Annotated in this window: 13 protein-coding genes; 8 read left to right on the forward strand and 5 right to left on the reverse strand. The window is 59.3% G+C overall.

The features are described 5' to 3' along the window. Position 1: 1 nt before the first annotated feature. Positions 2-1,282, reverse strand: a complete 1,281-nt coding sequence (locus tag AB4O40_RS28015; RefSeq protein WP_156385736.1) for an acyl-CoA dehydrogenase family protein — start codon at positions 1,280-1,282, stop codon at positions 2-4. A 60-nt stretch (positions 1,283-1,342) separates the two neighbouring features. Beyond that, positions 1,343-2,317: an NmrA family NAD(P)-binding protein gene (locus tag AB4O40_RS28020; protein ID WP_056723183.1), complete on the reverse strand. Its 975-nt coding sequence runs from the start codon at positions 2,315-2,317 to the stop codon at positions 1,343-1,345. Between the two features lie 161 nt (positions 2,318-2,478). On the opposite strand from AB4O40_RS28020, the gene AB4O40_RS28025 reads away from it, so the two are divergent. The 8 genes from AB4O40_RS28025 (at position 2,479) to AB4O40_RS28060 (ending at position 16,145) form a co-directional block, all read left to right on the forward strand. Further along, the gene (locus tag AB4O40_RS28025; protein WP_056723182.1) at positions 2,479-3,333 is read left to right on the forward strand and encodes a helix-turn-helix domain-containing protein; all 855 of its coding nucleotides are present in this window, start codon (positions 2,479-2,481) and stop codon (positions 3,331-3,333) included. Between the two features lie 183 nt (positions 3,334-3,516). After that, entirely contained in the window at positions 3,517-6,183 is a 2,667-nt protein-coding gene (locus AB4O40_RS28030; protein WP_223541028.1) for a LuxR C-terminal-related transcriptional regulator, read from the forward strand. 160 nt (positions 6,184-6,343) lie between these two features. After that, positions 6,344-7,507 (forward strand): thiolase C-terminal domain-containing protein, encoded by a 1,164-nt coding sequence (locus AB4O40_RS28035; protein ID WP_056723178.1) that lies wholly within the window; start codon positions 6,344-6,346, stop codon positions 7,505-7,507. 68 nt (positions 7,508-7,575) lie between these two features. Next, on the forward strand, positions 7,576-9,405 hold the full coding sequence (locus AB4O40_RS28040; protein WP_223541029.1) for a DUF1302 domain-containing protein: 1,830 nt from the start codon (positions 7,576-7,578) through the stop codon (positions 9,403-9,405). A 33-nt stretch (positions 9,406-9,438) separates the two neighbouring features. Next, entirely contained in the window at positions 9,439-10,800 is a 1,362-nt protein-coding gene (locus AB4O40_RS28045) for a DUF1329 domain-containing protein (protein WP_056723175.1), read from the forward strand. A gap of 76 nt (positions 10,801-10,876) precedes the next feature. After that, positions 10,877-11,941, forward strand: a complete 1,065-nt coding sequence (locus AB4O40_RS28050; protein WP_460058030.1) for a WD40/YVTN/BNR-like repeat-containing protein — start codon at positions 10,877-10,879, stop codon at positions 11,939-11,941. 38 nt (positions 11,942-11,979) lie between these two features. Further along, complete coding sequence (locus tag AB4O40_RS28055) at positions 11,980-14,415, forward strand: efflux RND transporter permease subunit (protein ID WP_056723171.1); 2,436 nt, start codon at positions 11,980-11,982, stop codon at positions 14,413-14,415. 95 nt (positions 14,416-14,510) lie between these two features. Next, complete coding sequence (locus AB4O40_RS28060; RefSeq protein WP_460056980.1) at positions 14,511-16,145, forward strand: 3-(methylthio)propionyl-CoA ligase; 1,635 nt, start codon at positions 14,511-14,513, stop codon at positions 16,143-16,145. A 4-nt stretch (positions 16,146-16,149) separates the two neighbouring features. Here AB4O40_RS28060 and AB4O40_RS28065 read toward each other — a convergent pair whose 3' ends face one another. From AB4O40_RS28065 to AB4O40_RS28075, 3 genes are all read right to left on the reverse strand, one after another. Beyond that, the gene (locus tag AB4O40_RS28065) at positions 16,150-17,214 is read right to left on the reverse strand and encodes an anaerobic sulfatase maturase (protein WP_460154732.1); all 1,065 of its coding nucleotides are present in this window, start codon (positions 17,212-17,214) and stop codon (positions 16,150-16,152) included. Positions 17,215-17,474: 260 nt separating this feature from the next. Continuing rightward, positions 17,475-19,838 (reverse strand): arylsulfatase, encoded by a 2,364-nt coding sequence (locus AB4O40_RS28070; RefSeq protein ID WP_056723166.1) that lies wholly within the window; start codon positions 19,836-19,838, stop codon positions 17,475-17,477. 79 nt (positions 19,839-19,917) lie between these two features. Beyond that, the gene (locus AB4O40_RS28075) at positions 19,918-20,394 is read right to left on the reverse strand and encodes a 2,4'-dihydroxyacetophenone dioxygenase family protein (RefSeq protein ID WP_339544504.1); all 477 of its coding nucleotides are present in this window, start codon (positions 20,392-20,394) and stop codon (positions 19,918-19,920) included. Positions 20,395-20,547: the final 153 nt, after the last annotated feature.

The raw sequence follows: 20,547 nt of genomic DNA on the forward strand, positions 1-20,547 counted from the left end.
ATCAGTACTGGGGCCAGCCGTCTTCGTAGAGCTCCTGGACAAGGAACCCAAGGCGGGTGGTGAGCATCATGTTCTCGCCGTCCTCGATCAGCGCGGCGCGGGCATCGCGGAACAACTTCTCCATGGGGTACTCGCGGGTCAGGCCGTTGCCACCAAACAGCTGCAAGGCATCGCTGACCACGCGCATGGCCTCTTCGGTCACGGTGACCTTGCTGGAAGCCGTGGCACAGGGGTGCCCCTGCGGGGACAGGCGCGCATAGGCCAGGGAGCGGCGGGCGACAGCCCGGCAAAGCTCGACACGACGCATCATGTCGCCGATGCGGTAGCGGGTAAGCTGGTGGTTGATCAGCAGTTGGCCACCCTGCTTGCGCTCATGGCAGTAGGCGAGGGCCAGTTCGAAGGCGGAACGTGCCACGCCGGTGAACCATTGCGCCATGTGGGTGCCGGCGAACGACCAGGTCGAAGCGACGTTGCCGTAGTACTCGTCCTGCAAGGCCACGGCGAAGCGCTTGGGAATCCGCACGTTGTCGAAATACACCTCGCCCTGCGGCAGCGCGCGTTGGCCGATTTTCTCCAGCGGCTTGCCCTTGCTGACACCGGGCAAGTCCAGGGGCACGATGACGGAGATGCCATAGGGCAAGCCATTGGCATCGTAGAAGCCGTTGCCATAGTCGGCGGTCATGTAGGCCAGAGCCACCTGGGCCACCGCGCCGTTGGACACCCAGGCCGAGCACTGGCCGTTGATGACGATCTCGTGCTCGCCGACCTTGGCGAAGAGATTGCCCTTGTTGCCCAACTGCCCCGGCACCCAGTCGCGCTGCATGTCGAAGGCGCCGGCGTCAGTGCCCTTGTCCGGATGGGTAATCATCCAGCAGCCGATTTTCCCGGCACTCAGATCGATCAGCTCTTGGTTCCCTAAGGCCTTGGCCATCTCGTTCGGGAAGGTGCTGACGCCCAGGGAAACCGCCAGGCCGGCATCGCCCCAGCCCATTTCCTCGCCGATCATAGACTCGACGCGTACAGCCGTTTCCGGCGGCAGTTCGGCCAGCAGATCGGAACTCAGGCCCAACTTGGCGGCTTCGCTGAACAGGCTGTAGTACGGCGAGCCGGGGGCGACCACCTGCTCTGCGGTCATCTTGTCGAGTTCCTGGCCGAGGGGACGCATGAAATCCCTGGCAAAGCGATGCACGCTGTCCTGGATGCCGCGCTCGACCTCGTTCAGGGGCGTTTCAAAGCCGGTTATTGAAATGTCAGGCAGGTTGATCCGGTTGCTTAGTTTCATGATGGGCCTCGTCATATCACTCGGTTTTTCTTATGGCCTGCACTCTGGTTTCGAGACGCGTCAGGCGTCGGCCGGCAGTTCGCCGGCGGCGATCAGCGTGGCGCGCGTGGCCTCGACGAAAGGCTCTACGGTGTCGACGAACAGTTCTTGCAACGGCGTCCCCTTGAACTCGGGGAGGAAGGTCTTGTTCCAGTGGCCGCACAGCGACATGCCCGCTGGGGTATCGACCATGGCGACGCCGATCGCCAGCAGGGTCTGGATGGCACCGGGACGGGAAGCCGCGTAGGCTGCGCGCCACTGCTCGGGCGTCAACTCGTTACGCTCGATCGGGCGCCCCATGGCTTGTTCGCGCGCGGCCAGTAGCTCGTTCCACGAACACCAGGCCGTGGCCGCGACTGGACAGATCGCATTGCGCGAGGCCGGGTGGGCCAGCACATGCGGAATGATGCGACCGACATCCGCGCCGGTCGACCAGGACAGCCTGGCGTCGGGATCGCCCATCACCATCACCGGCTCGAGCATGTAGTACTCGATCCAGGCACCAGCCGGAATGATGGTGTAGTCCATGCCGGCCAATTCGATCATGCGCCGGATGAACGCCTTCTGCCGGGCCATCAAGCGGTGCGTGGTGTCGGTCTGCCAGAACTGCTCGAACTCGTAGATCGCGCCGTACTCGGATGGCACGAAGCGTTCGACCCCGGCTTCCTTGGCGGCAAAGATCAGCGGCATCTGCGATTCGGTGGCGTAGAGGGGGACGCAGGACACCAGGTAGTCGGTGCCGCGCAGCGCCGGGACCAGCGCTTCGGCAATGGTGACGTCGACCTCCTTGATGGTCACGCCCTGACGCGCCCATTCGGCGTACTGCAGCTGTTTTTGCGCCTCACTCTTGCTGATGCCCGACGATGAGCGTTCCATCTGGCCGGAGCGGCGCGCCAGTACATTGATATTGACCAGGCCCTGGCGAATGAACTCATTGACGCAGGCGATGCCCGCAGTCCCGGTGGCGCCGAATACAGTGACGGTCTTCTTGCTCACGCTGTTCTCCTGGCTGTGATCAGTTATGCGGGCGAGCGGTTGTGCCCGCCTCGCATTAAGGCGAGTGGCGGAATATTTGGCCGATTATTGTTCTTCCCGACATCGACAACTCACCTGAAAAGCGGTCATATTTGTCAAAATATGCTCATCCCGAGATGCCCATGAATCCGCAGCAACAGGTCCATGAAACACTGGGATTGCCCTTGCTGGGCGGCCTGGTGTGCAGTGAAATCCCCTTGTATGCGGAGCGCTATTTCCTGCATACGACTGATTTATCCGTCCCGCCCGTTGACTTCATGGCCCTGCTGACCCAGTTCGGTGGCTCGCGGGCGGATGAGGGGGCAGGGGGCGAGTTGCGCTCAACATCGATGCCCCGCTTGTCAATGCTGCTGCCTGCAGGTTGTGCCACTCAATGGCACTATTCCGGCAGCATTGATTTCGCGGTTTTTTATCTGCCCGAGCGCACTGATGGCGTGTTTCGACAATTGCGTGAGCTATGCGCTGGCGCGCAGGCGCCATTGCCCGTCAGTGATGGTTTGGTGAGCGCGGCGGCCCGGCAATTGATGGATGAGCTAAGTCTTGGGAAAGGGGCTGATCAGGGGTTCATGGCAAGATTGGCCATGGTCATGCTTGAGCAGGTGTATCGTGCGCTACGAGTTGACGCGAGCAGAGGTATTTATCCGCCGCATATTCATCTGGCGCGCCTGCATACGGTACTGGTCTTCATTCGCGAGCATCTGGGGCAGGAACTGTCGATCAGCACGCTGGCTGGCCAGGCGGGTGTCAGCCCGGCTCATTTCCGACGGCTGTTTCAGCGCGCCATGGGTATGCCGCCCCATCGCTATGTGATGAATGTACGACTGGAACATGCACGTGATTTGCTCATGCAGACCGATCTACCTATTTTGCATGTGGCACTGGAGTGTGGTTTCAGTTCTCAGAGCCACCTGACGGCAGCGTTCAAGGTTGCGCACGCCAGTACACCGGCCGAATACAGAGCCCTGGCTGGAAGGTAGCGGATTCTTTTGCGTGGCGAGCAGGTCACGGCACCGAAAGTACGCAAGCGGCTTGCGTTGGATTGCACCGGGGTTCAAACCCCCGGACCATTCCATGGTAGTGTTCGACCGTTTGGAACTGTATCCAGCGACCTTCAGACGCTCCTTGGGTAGGCGTCTATCAACCACCAGGGTCTGAAAGAAATGGATTGCATAGAACCCCAACTGATCCTCAAAACCACACCGCCGCGTAGTCAGAAATCAGCACGGATGCGAAACCGCCTGGGTATCCAGACCCAGGAACTGACAGACAAAGTGGTGATCGCCGTTCAAGCGCCGGCAGGCTTCGGCAAAACCTTTCTGCTGACCCAATGGCGTCGTGAATGTTTGTCTCACGGCGCCGTGGTGGCCTGGATGACGCTGGATGCACAGGATGATGGTGCGCGTTTTGTCCAGGGGCTGGGAGTTGCCATGGCAATTGGCAGCGGTCGGCCATCGTTTGCCCGCGCATTCGAACCTATTGCGGGACTGGGGCGTGACGAACAGGAAGGGCTGACGCAGTGGTTGGCGGAAGTGGCCGATCTGGGTAGCGAAACCGTATTGATTCTGGATGAAGTGGATACCCTGCCCGAGCTGACGATCCGTTACTCCCTGACGTACCTGCTGCACAACGCGCCGGCCAATTTGCGCATCATCATGGCCTCTCGCACACGGTTGAATCTGCAGGTGGCGGACCTCGCGGCAAGAGGGCTTTTCACGACGATCATGACTGCGGCTTTACGACTGAATGTGGAAGAGGCGATCGCCATCCTCAATGACCGTTTCGGCACAAGGGTTGATGCCGACCTCTGCGTGCGACTGCACGAGATAACCGAAGGCTGGCCGCTTGGTCTGCAATTAGCGATTTCGGCGTTGGAGAAGAGCCCGAATCGGAGTGCGGCAGTCGAAGAGTTGTCGACTTGCCTGGGTGATATCCAGCGTTATTTCGTCGACAGTTTACTCGCACATCTTCGGGAGGAGCAGGTTCGCTTTCTGACCGGCATTGCAGTGTTGGAAATGGTCCAGCCCTTGTTATGCGAGGCGCTGACGGGCAACGCTTGCTCGGGTGAGTTGCTGAAGGAGTTATGTGCCTCGACACCGATTTTTGTTGAAAGCATCGACAGTGACTGGGTGCGCATCCATCCATTGGCGCGGGAATTTCTGCTCGGTCGTTTTGCCGACTTGCCGTTGGAGGAACGTCAGGGTTATCACCGGCGCGGTGCTGTGTGGCTGGAGCACCACGGTTTCCTGGAGCAGGCCGCCCGGCAATATCTGTTGGCCGGCATGCCCCAACCGGCCTATACGTTGATCGGCAATTGCCTGTACGAAGTCATGTTGCAAGGGCAGTTCAGTCGGGTGCTGGAGTGGGTCGAGGAGCTTGGTCCCGCTGACGTGTTGTCGCATCCGCGCATCTGCCTGGCGGCGGCCTGGACTTTAGCCATGGGAGAGCGTCAGGCAGAAGCCGCGCAATTGATTGCTGCCATTAAACAGCATCCGTCCGCCGACGAGGCGACACGTTGTGAAGCGGCCGCCATCGCCGCCGCCGCCGCCTACTTTGCGGACCATCCGGATCAATCGCATGAACTCATCATGCCTTGGGTCGATCGATTGCCTTCATTCTCGATCAAGGTGCAAGCGATTGTCGCGAGCCAGATCGCCCGGCTGACGCTGTTGCAGGGACAACCGGAGAAAGCCCGACGAATCCTTCAGCGAGCACCGCGTTACGCGGCTAGTACTGGCCTTGATGCCATACGCGGGTATGGCGAGTGGGTGGTCGGTCTTGCCTATTTATACGAGGGTCGAATGGTGTCGGCGCGTACTGCGTTGCACGACAGCCTGTTGCATGCCGAACGGGACATCGGTCGGCGCAGTCCGGTGGCGGTCATGTTAGCGAGCGCTCTGGCGACGGTGTTGCTGGAACAGGGGGAAGTCCAGGAGACCGCTACGGTGCTGGCGAACAGGCTGGATATCGTTGAGCGATTGGCCTCTCCCGATGCGATTGTGCAGGGTTTCCTCGCCGCCTCTCGACTGGCCTCACTTCAGGGGCAGGGGCATCGCGGGCAGGATCTGCTCGAGGCGTTATTCGCCCTTGGAGAAGAGCGAAATATTCCACGATTCTGCATTGCCTCCCTGGGAGAGCAAATACGCCTGCATGCCTTGCAGGGACGCAGCGATACCTGTCAGGCATTATGGCGCCGGCTGGACAGTTTCACGCCGGTTATTGCCCGTGAGCGAGCAGGGTTGCTGGGTCCGGAGCTGGACTTGCTGGCCGGGGTAGCCAACGCTTATGCCTTACTGGCTCAACGTGACTGGGAGGCGATGCTGGCGGTGCTGGACAGGGTTGGCGAAACAGCCGAATACCTGCGTCGTGGGCGAGACATCGTGCAGATCAAGCTGCTCAGGGCGCTGGCACTTCGGGCGACCGGACAGGGCGGCACCGACTATTTGCTGGAGGCTGTCAGCCTCGCGCAAGAAAACGGTATGTTACGCGTGGTGCAGGACACCCATCCGGACCTGATCAAATGGAAGCAGACGCTCCAGCGTGATACCGTCAATTTGCTTGCGGCGACCTCTACGCCCGCACCTGTTCCGCGACCGGAATCCACCCCCTTGAGCGTGTCCCCGAGTCGTCTCTTGACGCCCAAGGAGCGCGAGGTGTTGCAGCTATTGGCTCGCAACCTGTCCAACAAGCAAATCGCCCTGGCGCTGAATGTCGGCGAGGAAACCGTGAAGTGGCACCTGAAAAACCTGTTTGGAAAATTCCAGGCCGGCACAAGACAGCATGTAGTCGCGCGCGCATACATGCTGGGAATTCTCGAGACAGCGAGCTGATGCGAACTCACCACCCGAGGTGATCCGTTCGGATCATCCTTTAACTCCCCCCTAATCCGATTTCCAGCCACCCCCCAGTCAATGGGGGGGTACGCTTTTCGACTTCGCAATAGTCTGAATCCACAAAAGCACCAACGTATCGGTGAGTGGGAGCAGGTTTATGTCTGTAAAAGTGCTGATCGCCGGTGCAGCAATGGTGCCGTTTCTACCGCTGGGTGGCTCTGACAGTCATGCGGCATTGGCGGGGCAAGCCATTCGTGCAGCGCTGGCCGATGCGCGGATCGACTATGACCTGGTCGACCAGGTGTTTACTTCCTGCGTACACGCAGAAGCCGGTATCGCCGAGCAAATGTTGTCGCAGATTGGCTACTCGGGGGTGCCGACTTTCAGCCTCGGCGATGGCTGTGCGTCGGCCAGTAGTGCTTTCCATCTGGCCCGCAATAGCCTGCTGTGCGGCCAGGCTGAATGTGTCCTGTTGGTGGGTGTCGAGTGCATGCCGGCACACATCTCCAATCGTGAGTTTTTCGGTTTGAAAGATCTCGCTCGCGATGAGTCGGCAACGCTCAGGCAGGATGAGAACCCCATCGGCTTTATCGAGCGTCGACAACAACCGGCGCTGCTGTTCGCGGCCCAAACCAGTTGGTTATTGACACGCATGGGCATTGCTCAAAGCAGCTTCGATCAAGTGCTTGAGCGGGCACGGGCCCAGGCCGGGCGCAATCCCTACGCCGTGTTGAACCGAGTGCCGGATCGCGACGGCTGGCTCCCGCCTTATCTGTGCCCGCCCGCCTGCGGTGCGGCGGCCATCCTGCTCTGTACCCCGGCCTTCGCCCTGCGTTTCGGCGCTCGGGCGGACGTCACCGTGTTGGCCAGTGTCAGGGGCAGTGACAGCGCTTCAGAGCAGGAAACGGGTTGCGTGCTGGATGTGCTCGGACAGGCGACCACCCGGCGAGTCGCGCAGTTGGCCTATCAGCAGGCGGGCCTCGGTGCGGAAGACATCGACGTGGTTGAACTGCACGACCAAAGCGTCGGCGACTTCATGGTCAATAGCGCCGCGCTGGGCTTTTGCCGGGAGGACGAGATCGATCGATTCGTGCAGCAAGGACACCGCCTGAAAGGACAGATGAATGCGGTGTGCCCATCGGGTGGCTTGCTGGGACGTGGTCACGCCCCGGGTGCCACCGGGTTGGCGCAACTGGTCGAGTTGGTCTGGCAACTGCGCGGCGTGGCCGACGGCAGGCAAATTGCTGGTGCCCGCACGGCTTTACAACATAGCACCGCCCTGGGCCGGGCGGTGTCGGTCACCCTTTTGCAGCGCACCTGAGAGGAGGCTCACTACGCCGTGATTCAACCCATGACTTTTCGTAAACCATAGAGCAGGTGGCAAGCTAGATGAACAAAAATAATAAGATCTGCCATGCAAACCTTCGCAAAGGGTTGTTGGCCTCCGCCATTCTCACCGGCCTGGGCATCGCGCCCGTAGGGGCTGTGGAGATCAACACGGGGAATGAAGACTTTGCGGTTCGCTTCGACAACACGCTGAAGTTCAACTACGCCCAGCGCGTGGAAGCCCCCAACAGCAAGTTGGCCAATTCGTGGAACAACAATGACGGGGATCGCAACTTCTCCTCCGGCAGTCCCGTTTCTCAACGACTGGATGTGCTGACCGAACTGGACGTGGTTTACAAAGAAAAAGTCGGTTTCCGTGTCAGCGCCAACACCTGGTACGACCACGCCTACGACGATATTGGCAGCGATAACGCCTCGACCAATCAGCTCAACAACGGTAAGCCGGACTCTCGTCATCAAAGCGGTTACGCCGATCGGTATTACAACGGTCCTTCTTCGGAAATCCTTGATGCCTTCGTGTTTGGCAGCACGGAAGTCGGCGATGAGTCACTGCTCAGCGGCAAGCTCGGCAAGCACACCGTTTACTGGGGTGAAAGCATCCTCGCCTTTGCCCATAGCAATAGTTATGGCCAGTCCGGTCTGGATATTTCCAAGTCGCTGGCGGTCCCGGGAACAGAAGCCAAAGAACTGTTCATTCCGCGTAATCAGTTGTCCACCAGCCTCACGGTCAACCCGGAACTGACCCTCGCCGCGCAGTACTTCCTGGACTGGGACGCCGCGCGGTTGCCGGAGTCGGGCACTTATCTGGGGTTCAACGACGGCATTCAAAATGGCGGGCACAACCTGTCGTTGATCGGCGGCCGAAACCCGCTGTTCGGCACACCTGGCCCACTGGGTGCCAACCAGTTTTTACGGCTGTCCAACGGGCATACGTTTACCCCGGACAACCAGGGTGACTTTGGCCTGATGGCCAAGTGGAGCCCGGAATGGCTGCAGGGTACGCTGGGTTTCTACTACCGCAAAACCTCCGACATTCTGCCCAACCTGGTGTTGCAGCCAACGGCGGTCGGCCCTGCGCAACTGATCTCCGGCAATGCCGGCAGCTACAACCAGTTCTATGTCGACGACATCGATATCTACGGTATCAGCCTGTCGAAAAGCATCGAAGGTGTCAGCGTCGGTTTCGACCTGAACTATCGCCACAACATGCCGCTGGCCAGCGTGCCGGCAACGGTCAATCCGGTAGCCGGTGCTGCCGGTTTGCCTGGCTTCATCAGCAGCTTTGATGGTGATAACGGCGTGGCCCGGGGCAACACCGTGCACGCGGTGCTCAACGGCTTGACCACTTTCGGTGCGACACCGGTCTGGGACAGTTCGACCTTGCTGGTTGAAGTCGCCTACAGCCGCTGGCTGGACGTCACCGAGAACAAGCAGCTGTTCAAAGGCGAAGACTGGTATCGCGGTGTCGACAAGGTCACCAAGGACAACTACGTCCTGGGCGTCAACTTCAACCCGACCTGGTATCAGGTGTTCCCCGGCATCGATATGTACCTGCCGGCCAACTACAGCGTCGGCCTTGCGGGCAACTCGTCGGTTCAGCTCGGGGGTAACAAGGACTCCGGCAGTTACTCGGTGGGCGTTGGCATGGACGTGCACAACCAGTACCGGTTTGACCTGAAGTACGTGGACAACTTTGGTCCGTTCGACACCTGCGGCTCAGCCGGTGGTGCAGGTGTACAGGGCGAGGGTGCCGCACCTGGGGCCAACGGCCAATACAACTGCGTACCGGGGCAGACCACTGCTTTTGGCGGTACTCAGCCTCAGCTCAAGGATCGGGGCATGGTCACTTTGACCTTCAAAACGACCATTTGATCGAAGTCTTTGCTTGATAGCAGGAGTCACTCCATGAAGTTCGTCAATACGCTTTTGTTCACTGCCTTGACCGTTGCCATCGCGGGTGCGGCACACGCAGCCGTGTCCCCCGATGAAGCAGCCAGACTCGGCAACAGCCTGACAGGCGTCGGCGCTGAAAAGACCGGCAATGCCGACAACACCATTCCGCCCTACACCGGCGGTCTCACTACGGCGCCGGCCAGTTTTCAACCGGGTAGTTCGTTCCGTCCGGACCCTTATGAGGCCGACAAGCCACGCGTTGTCGTCGATGGCAAAAACGTCAGTCAATACACCGACAAACTGACCGCAACCACGCAAGAACTGCTCAAGCGTTACCCGACGTTCCGGGTCGATGTGTTTCCGACTCATCGCAGCGTTGCGCTGCCTCAACGGTTGCTGGATAACACCGCAAAAAACGCCGTCGGCACTAAAACACTCGAAGGCGGGGTAGCACTGGAGAACGCGTTGCCGGGCGTTCCGTTCCCGATCCCGAAAGATGGCTATGAGGCCATGTGGAACCACTTGCTGCGGTATCAGGGGTATGCCACCAATTTGAAATATGACTCCTGGAACGTCGACAGTTCCGGGAGGGCAATTCTGGCCACGTCCGGCAATGCCTATCTGGAATACCCGCTGTACGATCCCAAGCGTATGGACCCGGCGAAAGAAACGGATCTGTTCTTCAAGACCAAACTCTACTACCAGGCCCCGGCCCGTCGCGCAGGCGAAGCCATCCTGGTGCAGGATGCCGTCAACCCTCTGAAAATGGAGCGTCGTGGCTGGCAATACCTGCCAGGTCAGCGCCGCGTGAAACTCGCACCGGATATCGCCTACGACACGCCAAACCCTGGCTCGGCCGGCGCTTCGACCTATGACGATGCCTGGGTATTCAACGGCGCAATGGACCGTTACGACTTCAAACTCGTCGGCAAGAAGGAAATGATCATTCCTTACAACACGTACAAGTTGAACTATCACAAGGTTGCTGCGGATATCACCACGCCGCATCACGTCAATCCGGACCTGATGCGCTGGGAGTTGCACCGCGTGTGGGTGGTCGAAGCCACGCTGAAACCGGGCAAACGCCACATCTACAGCAAGCGCACCTTCTACCTCGACGAAGACAGCTGGATCGCCCTGGCTTCGGATGAATATGACGCCAGCGGCAAGCTGTACCGCGGGTCCTTTGCACACATGGCATACAGCTATGACGTGCAGGCGCCGAACTCCGATAACCACATGATTTATGACCTGGTCTCTGGCAGCTACAACATCACCGGCATCTACGGGCCGTACGGCGGCGTCAAGTACATCGACCCGCTTTCGAAAGCGCAATGGGCACCTGAGTCATTGGCCGGCACGGGTATTCGCTGAGCCATAACGCAGGTGTTTTCTTGTCGCCGACAGTGTGTATCGCACTGTTCGGCGGCTTTTTTGCCGAGTAGACCTCATGAATACATTTAGATGGATTGCGCTCACTGCGCTAATTTTGGCGTTGGCTGCCCCATTCACCAGATCCGTCGTCGCCGCTGACTTTGTCGACGTGCTGTCGAGCCCCGCGATTCAGAGTGACAAGGCGATTGGCGGGGTGTTCACCGGGTTGACCCGTGCAGGTCAGCGCCTGGTCGCCGTGGGCCAACGCGGCCATATTTTTTATTCCGATGACAACGGCGTCCGCTGGCACCAGGCAGAAGTGCCGGTGAGTTCCGATCTGGTGGCCGTGCATTTTCCGAACCCGACGCAGGGGTGGGCGGTCGGGCACGATGGCATTGTGTTGCACAGCGACAACAGGGGTGAAACCTGGAAGCGTCAGCTCGATGGCCGTCAGGTGGGGCAGATCATGCTCGAACATTTTCAGAAGCAAGAAGGGCAACAGCCCAATGATGCGTTATTGGCCGAGGCTCAACGAATGGTCGATGAAGGGGCTGACAAACCTTTTCTGGACGTTTGGTTCGCCAATGATAAAACCGGATATATCGTCGGCGCGTTCAATCTGATTTTCCGCACTGAAGACGGCGGCCGAAACTGGGTTCCGTTGATGGATCGCACCGACAATCCGGGAGCACTGAATTTCTACGGGATACGAGCAATCGGCGATGACCTGTTCATTGTCGGCGAACAAGGCCTGGTATTGAAACTGGACCCGGCAACGCAACGCTTCATCAACCTCCCGACGCCCTACGGCGGCAGCTATTTCGGCATCACCGGCAAGCCGGGCTCGGTGCTCGTTTATGGCCTGCGGGGCAATGTTTATCGCAGCGTCGATCACGGCGTGAACTGGGACAAGGTTGAAGTGGGGCTGTCCTCAAGCATCACCGCGAGCACGATCACCGCCGACGGCCGAATCATCCTGGTCAGCCAGGCCGGGCATGTGCTTGTCAGCACCGACGACGGCGCCAGTTTCACGCTAAAGCCACAAGACCGCCTGGGGCCCGCTGCTGCGGCGCAGGCCATCGCATCAGACGTCGTGGTGGTCGCGGGCGCACGGGGCTTGCGCCAGTTGCCCTTCGAATGAGCCCACATCCCACATAATAAAAAGAGACGAGCCACTTCATGGGTAACTACAACCTCGATACGATGCCGGTGATCCGAGAGCTGAAGGGCTTCGATGCACGCTCCGGCAATGTCCTTGAACGCCTGATTTTCAACAACCGCCTGCTGGTGGTGCTGACCTGCCTGATCGTGACGGTATTGCTGAGCTATTTCGCGGCCACTGGGCTGACGCTCAATGCCAGCTTCGAAAAGATGATTCCGCAGAGTCAGCCGTACATCAAAAACTACCTTGAGAATCGTCAGGCGTTACGCGGGCTGGGCAATACGGTTCGGGTGGTGGTGGAAAACACCGACGGCGACATCTACGACCCGAAATACCTGGAGGTACTCAAGCAGGTTAATGACACCTTGTTCCTGACCCCGGGCGTGGACCGGGCCTGGATAAAGTCATTGTGGACGCCTGCCGTGCGCTGGACCGAGGTCACGGAGGAGGGCTTCCGTGGTGGCCCGGTCATGCCGGACTCCTACGACGGCTCGGCCAGTGGGGTCGAGCAACTGCGCTTGAACATCGCCCGTTCCGGCATCATCGGCAGTCTTGTCGGCAATAATTTCAAATCGAGCATGATTGTGGTGCCGCTGCTGGAGAAGGATCCGGTCACGGGCGCCGCAATCGACTATCACCATTTTTCGCGGATGCTTGAAGAGCAGCTACGCAACAAGTTTGAGTTTGCCGGCAGTAGCGCGGTACACCTCGCCGGTGAAGAGGGCAAAGGCCCGATCAAGATCCGCGTGATCGGTTTCGCCAAACTGGTGGGCGATCTGATCGATGGCCTGATGCTGATCATGATGTACTTCGGCGCCGCAGCGCTGATCGCTACTGCCATCATCTTTGGCTTTACCCGTTGCGTGCGCAGCACCGCGCTGGTGATTCTGTGCTCGGTGGTTGCGGTGGTCTGGCAACTGGGCCTGATCACCTTGTTCGGTTATGCACTCGACCCGTTTTCGATTCTGGTGCCGTTTCTGGTATTCGCCATCGGGGTATCCCACGGTGCGCAGAAAATGAACGGGATCATGCAGGACGTCGGACGCGGTACCCATCAGTTGGTCGCCGCGCGTTACACCTTCCGCCGTCTGTTCCTGGCCGGACTGACCGCATTGCTGGCCGATGCCGTGGGTTTTGCGGTACTGATGCTGATCGACATTCCGGTGATCCAGGACCTGGCCGTCACCGCCAGCATTGGCGTGGCGGTGCTGATCTTCACCAACCTGGTGCTGCTGCCAGTGCTGCTGTCTTATTGGGGTGTCAGTCCCAAGGCGGCGGCGCGCAGCCTGCGTCAGGAACGGCAGGAGGTGAATGGAAAAGGGCTGGGTAATGTGTGGAGCCTGCTTGACCGCTTTACCGAGCGTCGCTGGGCGACGGTGGCGGTGGTGGTGGCCGGGTTGCTGGCGGCAGGTGGCTTCATGGTCAGCACGCAGTTGAAGATTGGTGATCTCGATCCGGGCGCACCCGAACTGCGCGCCGACTCACGTTACAACCGCGACAACGCCTACATCACTGCCAACTATTCGCTGTCCAGCGACCAGTTTGCGGTCATGGTCAAAACAGCCAGCGAAGGTTGCCTGAAGTACGAAACCCTGGTGGAAGCCGATCGTCTCGGCTGGCTGCTGCAACAGCAACCGGGCGTGCAGACTACCGTGTCGCTGGTCAACGCTGTGCGCCAGATCACGGCGGGTTCCTATGAAGGCAACCCGAAAATGCTGACCGTAGCGCGCAACCAGAACGTGCTCAACTACGGCGCGCAGCAGGCCTCGGTGAACAACCCGGAACTGTTCGACAGTGACTGTTCGATGATGCCGGTGATCGCTTATCTCTCCGACCACAAGGCCGAAACCCTCGATCACGTGGTCAAAGTGGCCGATCAGTTCGCCCGTGAACACAGCAACGACGATCGGCAGTTCATGCTCGCCGCCGGTAGCGCCGGGATCGAAGCGGCGACCAATATCGTCGTGCGCGACGCCAATCGCACCATGTTGTTCTACGTGTATGGCGCGGTGATCGTGCTGTGCTTCATCACCTTCCGCAGCTGGCGAGCGGTGGTGGTGGCGGTCGTGCCGTTGATGCTGACGTCGATTCTCTGCGAGGCGTTGATGGTCTGGCTGGGCATGGGCGTGAAGGTCGCGACCTTGCCGGTGATTGCCTTGGGTGTCGGCATCGGTGTCGATTACGCGCTGTACCTGCTCAGTGTTCAGTTGGCTCAGCAGCGTGCCGGTCTGTCGTTGACCGAAGCCTACAAAAACTCCGTTGCGTTCACCGGCAAAGTGGTGGCGCTGGTCGGCATCACCCTGGCGGCGGGCGTCATCACCTGGGCCTGGTCGCCGATCAAGTTCCAGGCCGACATGGGCATCCTGCTGACCTTCATGTTCATCTGGAACATGGTCGGCGCCTTGGTGCTGATCCCGGCGCTGTCGTATTTCCTGCTCCGTCGTGCTCCTTGAAGCGGCTGCTTGCATGCTTTATCCGCTCGGCTACCTGTGAGTCTCTGCCGCTTCTGAAACATCGACATCAAACAAGAATAAAAGGAACACAAACCATGCTGGGCTTGATGCAAGATCAACCGCTGTTGATTTCTTCCGTTCTGGAACATGCGCTGAAGGCGCATCCGTACACCGAAATTGCCTCGCGCATGGCAGATGGAGCGGTGCATCACTGCACTTACGCCGACATCGGCGAACGCGCTAAACAAGTGGCCAATGCGCTGGTTGCGTTGGGTGTACAACCCGGCGACAGAATCGGCACCCTGGCCTGGAACGGTTACCGGCATATGGAATTGTATTTCGGTGTGTCGGGCATGGGCGCGGTACTGCATACGATCAACCCGCGGCTGTTCCCCGAGCAGATCGAATTCATCGCCAACCACGCCGAGGATCAGTACCTGCTTTTCGACCTGTCGTTCGCTGAGTTGGTCGAGCAGATCGCGCCGCGCCTGAAGACAGTCAAAGCGTTCATCGCTCTGTGTGAGCGGGAGCAAATGCCGGCAATCGATGTGCCTGGCTTGATGTGCTACGAAGACCTGATCGCCGGGCAGAGCAATGACTTCATCTGGCCTGAGTTCGATGAGCGCACGGCGTCGTCCATGTGCTACACCTCGGGCACCACTGGCAATCCCAAGGGTGTGCTGTATTCGCACCGTTCTTCGATCCTGCATTCGCTGGCGCTGTGTACCTCGGATGGTTTCGGTCTATCGGCGGCGGATTCAGCGTTGTTGGTCGTGCCGATGTTCCACGTCAATGCCTGGGGTATGCCGTATGCCGCCGCAATGTGTGGCGCAAAATTGGTGTTACCGGGCGCCGCACTTGACGGCGAGAGCCTCTACACGCTGATGCGGGATGAACAGGTGACCCTGGCGCTGGGTGTGCCGACGGTGTGGATGATGTTGCAACAGCATGTCGAGACACAGGCTTTGCAACCGGCGACAGAGCTGTGCCTGAACCGGGTGGTGATCGGCGGAGCCGCCGCGCCGCGCAGCCAGGTCGATACGTTTGAAACCCGTTTCAATGCGCGTGTTTTGCATGCCTGGGGGATGACCGAGATGTCCCCGCTGGGCACCATCTGCAATCCGCTGCCCAAACACCGTGATGCTCCGCTGGAAGCAGTGCTCGACCTGCAGGCCAAACAAGGGCGGGCGTTGTTTGGGGTGTCGATGAAGATTGTCGACGAGCAAGGCGCTGAACTTCCGCGAGACGGCAAGGCAAGCGGTCTTCTACTGGTCAAGGGACCATGGATCGCCAGCCAGTATTACGGCGGCGAAGGAGGGCAGATTCTTGATGGCGAGGGCTGGCTCGATACCGGTGACATCGCAACGATCGACACTGACGGCTACATGCAGATCACCGACCGCGCCAAGGACGTTATCAAGTCGGGTGGCGAGTGGATTTCCTCGATTGATCTGGAAAATGCCGCTGTCAGTCATCCGGCCGTCGCCGAAGCGGCGGTGATTGGCATCCCTCATCCCAAATGGCAGGAGCGGCCGTTGCTGGTGGTGGTGCTCAAACCTGGTAGAACCGCGAGCAAAGACGATCTGCTGACGGTGTTGCAAAGCCGCGTGGCGAAATGGTGGCTGCCGGACGATGTGGCCTTCGTCGAAGCGCTGCCGCATACCGCCACCGGCAAATTGCAAAAGATGAAGCTTCGCGAACAGTTTCGCGACTTCAGATTTCAGAGCTGAAAGGCTATTTATCCAGGGGCACGATCAGCGGGCCGGCGAAGGCCTGCATGATCAACGCCACGGGTTGGTTGTGGCTGACCAGTTGGGCCATGGCGTTCATGTAGGGCGTCAGGTGACGAAAGTATTTCTTGTAGCTCGGACACAGGTAGTTCAGACCCGGCTCGCCATTGGGCGCATTCATGAAGCGGTTTTTCGGGCATTCGCCATGGCAGGCGAAGCGGTAATCGCACTGCTGGCAATACGTCGGCAGTGTCTCTTCCTTGGCGGCGCCAAAGGCTTGTTGCGCAGCAGAGGCGAGTAGCACGGCAGGATCATCGGTCTTCAGGTTGCCCAGCAGATACTCGGGATACATGTAGTGATCGCAGGAGTAGACATTGCCATCGTGTTCCACGATCGCCGCTTTGCCGCAGCGCGGGCTGAACAGGCACACCGAGGCCGGCAGCTGGCACCATGAGGCCAGTGCCCATTCGAAGTTCATGACATGAACCTCCCCGACATCCTGGCGCACCCACTCGTCAAAAATCGTGATGAGAAAATCGCCATAGGCCTCGGGGGCGACCGTTTGCTCCGTCACCATCGCGGGCTCCGGCACCACGTGCAAGCGCAATTCCGGCGGGATAGCGAAATGCAGACCCAGACTGACCTGTGAGGCACTGGGCTTGCGTTCCACCACGGGGTTGAACTGAATATGACGAACGCCCTCAGACTTGAGGAATCGATAGATTTCCAAGGGAAATCTGGCGACATCGCGCGCCACGGTAACCAACACATTGAAGTCGACGCCATGCTGCTTGAGCAGTTCGAGACCGTGCATCACGTCATCGAAACTGGAGCGTCCGCGCTTGTCGGGGCGATAGAGGTCGTGAACGAATCGCGGGCCATCGAGGCTGATCCCCACCATGAAGCGTTCACGGGCGAGGAACGCGCACCAGTCGTCATTGAGTAACGTGCCATTGGTCTGCAGCGTGTTGCGAATGACTTTGTTCCCTGCGAACTGGCGTTGATACAGGACCGCTCGTTGAAAAAATCCAACCCCAGTAACGTCGGTTCGCCGCCTTGCCAGGTAAATTCGACCTCAGGCGTGGGCTGGGCCTCGATGTAGCGCTGCACATACAGACGCAGCACCTCGTCGGTCATGCTGAAGCGTTCCCGAGGGGGGTAAAGCTGTTCTTTTTCGAGGTAGAAACAGTAGCTGCAATCGAGGTTGCAGATCGGCCCGACGGGTTTGGCCATGAGATGCAAGCCCTGGGGCGGGGTTTCGTGGGTAGGCATGGGGCAGGGTCCGGGAGTCATCAGTCTGCCGCCCGGTTATCCGGGCGGCATTGAGGGTCAAGGCAAATACGTCACGTGTACATCCTTGACCTTGCCATTGAATGCGAAGGGCGCACGCTCGAAATAGTCCAGGGTGACGGGGGAACCGAGGTCTTGAGCGACGTCGAAGGTTTCGCTGGCGGTGAACGTCAGTGCCGGAGTGAACGGTGTCACCCCTTTGGCGGCTTCCTGCCCGTCAAGTCGCAAGCTCAGATTGGCCGGCGCTCCGGGCTTGGCTGACGACAGGGTCGTTAGCACTTCGATACTGACTTTGCCTGCGGGTACTCGTTCGGCCGAACGCAGTTTCACTCGAGAGATAGCCAGCGCGTTGTACTCGTAGTTCAGGAAACCGTCATCCATGTACAGGCTGACCCCGCCACCGATTCCGCCCAAGGCATACAACACGCCGGTGGCGTTAGCTGGAACCTCGGCGTCGACGACAACTTTGCTGTTCTGATTGCGCAGGTTCGGAGCCGCAAACTCCGGAAAGCGCTGGACACGATCACTGAAATGCCATTCGCGTTGGCTGCTGGAGATTCGTGCAGTCGGATCGAGGAAGGGGTAGAGACCGGCACCAATCGGATAGACATGGTTAGCCTTGGCCTGCACGTCAAACTCGGCCTTCAGCTCCGCAAGTTTTTCCGGATTGCTCGCGGCTACGTCGTTGGCCTGGGAGTAGTCGTTTTGCAGGTTGTAGAGCGACCATCGGTCATTCGCCGGATTCCAGCCCATGAACTGCGCAAAGCCTTGCACCCAGGGTTTGCGCGGGCCAAAGACCGAGGCCATCCAGCCATCCTTGTAGACGCCGCGACTGCCGAAGACTTCGAAGTATTGCACTGGTTTTTTCGACTTCACCTGAGCGTCGTTGAAGGTGTAGCGCAGGCTGACGCCATCCATTGGGTCCTGAGCGATACCGTTGACCTCTTTGGGTGGCGTGATCGACAGCACGTCGTAGACCGTCGGGGCAATGTCGTTGACATGGTGAAATTGCGCGCGAACTCTGGCGTCGGCCTTGATCTGTTTCGGCCAGGAAACGGCCAGCGGCGTGCGCGTACCACCGAAGTAGCCGGCGACCAGTTTAGTGCCTACGAATGGCCCTGAACCTGCCCAGGCCCACGCGGCGTTGTACATGCTTTCAAGTTTAGGACCGCCGAGCGCGGACAAGCCGCCATACATCTCGTCGAGGACTTTCAACTGCTGCTCTTTGGGAACTGGAATCCCGTTTTGGGCCAGCAACTCATTAATCGTGCCCTCCATCCCCTCGGAAGAAGCGCCGTTGTCGCTGAAGACATAGAAGATCAGCGTGTTGTCGCGCTTACCTTCACGCTCCAGTTCGTCGAGGATCTTGCCGGCCTGCGTGTCGGCATGTTCCAGGAAGCCGGCATACACCTCCATCAACCGTGCCTGATACTGTTTCTGTTCGGAAGACAAGCTGTCCCAGGCTGGGAGCTCCGCCGGGCGTGGGGTGAGGACGGCGTCCTGCGGGATAAAGCCCAGGGCTTTCTGGCGAGCGAACGTCTGCTCCCGATAGGCGTCCCAGCCACCGTCGAACTTGCCTTTGTATTTATCGGCCCATTGCGCATTCACCTGGTGCGGACCATGTACGGCACCCGGTGTCCAATACATGAAAAATGGTTTTGCCGGCGCGTAGGTCTGATGGTCTTGCAGCCAGTTTACGGCCTGATTGGCGAGGTCTTCGCTGAGGTGATATTTCGGATCTCGCGCCGGTTCGATTGGCGTTGTGTCGCGGTACAGACGCGGTTCGTACTGAGAGGTTTCGCCGGCCAGGAAACCGTAGAAATGTTCAAAACCGTAGGCCGTCGGCCACGTATCGAAAGGACCGGCCGCCGTGGTATCCAGGGGTGGTGTGTTATGCCATTTGCCGAACGCGGCGGTGCTGTAGCCATATTGCTTGAGCACCTCGGCCATGGTCGCCGAGCTTTTGGGGATCTTGCCGGTGTAGCCTTCCCAGTCAGTGGCCAGCTCTGCGATGACGCCGTTGCCAACCCGGTGATGGTTGCGTCCGGTAAGCAATGCGGCGCGAGTAGCGGAGCTGATGGCAGCGGTATGAAAAGCGTTGTAGCGCACACCACTGTCGGCGACTCGACTCAGGGTCGGCGTATGGACTGCGCCGCCGACGGTGTCGGACTGCGCGAAGCCGGCGTCATCGAGCATGATCACCAGGATATTGGGGGCCTCGGCAGGAAGCCGGGATTGCTGCTGACGTTTCTGGTGCTTGGATTCTTGCAGCGTCGGTTTGGCGTCACTGGCCGAAGGCGTCGGCGGGAAGGGCAGCGAGTCTTGTGCGGAAGCGACCGAGCTGGCCAACAGTGCGCAGAGTTTCAGGGTGAAACGTCCGGCGGGTTGCAGCTTCTGGGACATGAGTGTCTCCGTTTTTTATTCATTGCAACGACGCAGCCGCCCGGTCGAACACCGGACGGCCGAGAGATTGGAGAGCTGCTCAGACCGCAAAACTGGTGATGTCTTTGGGCTCGATATCATTGGCTTTGCAGAACGCCAGGTAACGATCCACGCTGGATTTCCAGTTCTCGATGGCCACGACGTTGTTGTTATCGTCGTAATACAGCAGGTCGCCCTGGGTGATGTTCAAGGTGATCAGTTCATCGCCATATTCACTCAGCACGATCGGCGTATGGCTGGAACCTGCGGTTTCGAACACCACGCCGCCCGGTTTTGAGATCCAGTCGTGCTCCAGGTATTTCCAGCCACCCTTGATGGTGTAAACGATGACCGTGCCGGAGTGATGGTGCTTGGGCAGAGAAGACCCGGCCGGGGCCTTGAGCAGGGTGATGGTTTCCCCGCGAACCGGGTCGCACTTGATGTATTTGATGAAGATTTCATCGCTGTAAGGTGCGAACGGAACCCACGGCAGGTCCTCGTCGTTGATGGAGGAGGTGTCGATGTTTTCATAAAACATGCTTGTTGTTCTCTGTTGGACGGTGGAAGGATTTACACGGTGCGTTAAGAGCATCGTGAACAGGCCGTGCTCACACCGCCCCCCTCTTGAGGAGGGGGATCCATCCAATGGCGTTGAATTGCGGCATACGGAGTGCCGTGCAAATAACGCCAA

This window comes from Pseudomonas sp. S2_F07 (assembly GCF_054668325.1).